This is a genomic window from Desulfonatronospira sp. MSAO_Bac3 (assembly GCF_003838035.1).
Taxonomy (GTDB): domain Bacteria; phylum Desulfobacterota; class Desulfovibrionia; order Desulfovibrionales; family Desulfonatronovibrionaceae; genus Desulfonatronospira; species Desulfonatronospira thiodismutans.
Genome location: NZ_QYZY01000066.1, coordinates 1 through 2,047 on the forward strand (window position 1 = coordinate 1; position 2,047 = coordinate 2,047).

2 protein-coding genes are annotated in these 2,047 nt (G+C 51.3%); both read right to left on the reverse strand.

Features of this window, described 5'->3' with window-relative positions; translation table 11 throughout:
• Positions 1–18: 18 nt before the first annotated feature.
• Positions 19–1,074 carry a tRNA(5-methylaminomethyl-2-thiouridylate) methyltransferase gene (locus D5S03_RS02410; protein ID WP_287042579.1) on the reverse strand — a complete coding sequence of 352 codons (1,056 nt, stop codon included), beginning with the start codon at positions 1,072–1,074 and terminating at the stop codon, positions 19–21.
• A 167-nt stretch (positions 1,075–1,241) separates the two neighbouring features.
• A complete protein-coding gene (locus D5S03_RS02415; protein ID WP_287042580.1) occupies positions 1,242–1,496 on the reverse strand; it encodes a hypothetical protein in 255 nt (84 codons plus the stop codon).
• Positions 1,497–2,047: the final 551 nt, after the last annotated feature.

Genomic DNA, 2,047 nt, shown 5'->3' on the forward strand with positions numbered 1-2,047 from the left:
CGTGACACTGGTGCAGGATTAAACTGCAAAAAGCCCCCTGGCCGCATCCTGATCCCACACCGGCTCGGCCCAGGTAAGCCCTTCCAGGTCCGGTCCGGGCCACACTGAAAGCTCTGTCTGCTCTCCTTTGTGCTGCACAGTCACGTCTACCCTGCGCAGGCATTTCCTGGCCCTGGGGGAGTAATGTCCCACCAGGGCTGCAGCGCTCTGCAGGACTTTACCGGGCCAGGGCGAGCCGGTTATATTCCTTCCCAGGCCGGTGGGGCCTGGATGCATCTTGAGCCAGAACATATAGTCATCATCCCGGACCATTTCCTGTATGCGCTCGTTGTCCTGCTTGTCCCGGCCGATGGTCATCCAGTAGGATTCACACCAGAACTGCCGGCCCTGGTTGGCCAGGACAAAATCCTCCGGCCCGGGCCTGAGATGCTGCAGAAGGGGCAGGTATCTCTTGCATGATTCCTGGTCTGTCAGGCGGCATCCCCCAGCTGGAGTGGGGATCTCGGTAATGTTGTATTTTCTGGCCAGGGCCATCTGCTCCTTGCGCCCCCTGCCGGAGATGGCCTGCAGCTGCCCGCGGTCCACCAGGCCTTCTCTCTCGGCCCTGGTCGGCGGCAGGTGCCTGGCTGAAAGGGGCCTTAAAAGCAGGTCCTTTAACCCGGCTTCCTTGAGGATGACAAACAGGGCGTCCCTTCGCTGGGACATGGGACGCTGACCCAGTACTTCACCGGAAATGACAAACTCGGCCCCGTATTTATCCAGCAGGTCTCTCGTCTTCTGAAGCATAAAGATCTTGCAGTCAATACATGGGTTGAGCAGCTTTCCCAGGCCGAATTCCGGCCCGCTGCAAAGCATTTGCACATACTCCCGGGATACGTCCAGGGCCAGCAGATCCAGGCCGTACACCTTCTCCCAGTGCTCCAGCTTCTGCGGGTTCCCGAAAAAGGGGGAGCAGAAGTGCAGACCCAGGACCTTTAGACCCTGCTCCTGGATAGTCTTGATGGACAATATGGAATCCAGCCCCCCGGAAAAAAGGGCCAGAGCATGGTATTGATCGATTTCCTTGTGGGTCATGATATCTTTTTCATTCTTTACATGTTTCGTTGACATAGATCATGTATTTTGTGTCTTGAAAGTATAGGACGGTTGAGCCGGGATCTTTAATAACCAATGACAAGAGGTTGGTGGCAGGTTATGCTATGGGGTGTCAGCGAAAAAATCTATATCCAACAGGGCTTTTTTCATAACTCCAGTTCCCGCCCTTTGAACATACTCTTTCTCTGAACAGCCTGATTGAACAGCTCGTTTTCATCAGAGGAAAGATCGTTGAGAAATCCGGCATATTTCATTAGGTCCGGCCTGGTATTTTTCTGTTTTGCCTTGAGAAATTCTGATTTCATAAAGCGGACCATTTTGATTATTTTTTCGACTTCATCCTGGTCCAGGCCCTTGATTTCCTGGAGAAACCTCTGTTCAATGGTGTTGTGTGTCTGCATGACAGCCTCCATAATTCTTATCGTCCAGGCCCGTAAATAAGCCCTTCAGTTCCTTTTTTCAAGTTCCTTTGCCAGGAGTACCTGCCAACCAAATATTCGGCAGGGTGAATTTGTCGAAAAAAGCCAGGGTGTGTTTTGGGTTGTTTGTTTTTTTAAGTCAAGATTCAGGGTTCAGCCTCCACTGGTTTTGTTGACAGAAGCTGTGTGCTTATTATAAGTATCAACAGATATAAAGCAATATCCAGGGCCTGAAAGTCAGCGGGCCGGATATTGACTCACACCTTAGACACGTCCTGTGTCTGTTTATCATGCGGAGGGATGGCCGAGTGGCTGAAGGCGGCGGTCTTGAAAACCGCAGACCAGCATGAGGGCAAAGCATTACTCGTCCTGCCTCACATTGAGTGCAGTTGAACAGTCACTTCGAACTCATTAGTTTCCATCCGGAAAGTCTTTCTTTCCGGATGTTGAAGCTATTGGTTTTCTTTCCGGAAACGAGGAGTTTTTTCTTTTGGCAAGGAAATCAAGCAATTATGAGGAGGCGTATCTTAATA

Excerpts from the sequence above, each read along its gene's own strand:
- D5S03_RS02410 (WP_287042579.1), bottom strand. The coding sequence starts at position 1,074 with ATGACCCACAAGGAAATCGATCAATACCATGCTCTGGCCCTTTTTTCC.
- D5S03_RS02415 (WP_287042580.1), bottom strand. The coding sequence starts at position 1,496 with ATGCAGACACACAACACCATTGAACAGAGGTTTCTCCAGGAAATCAAG.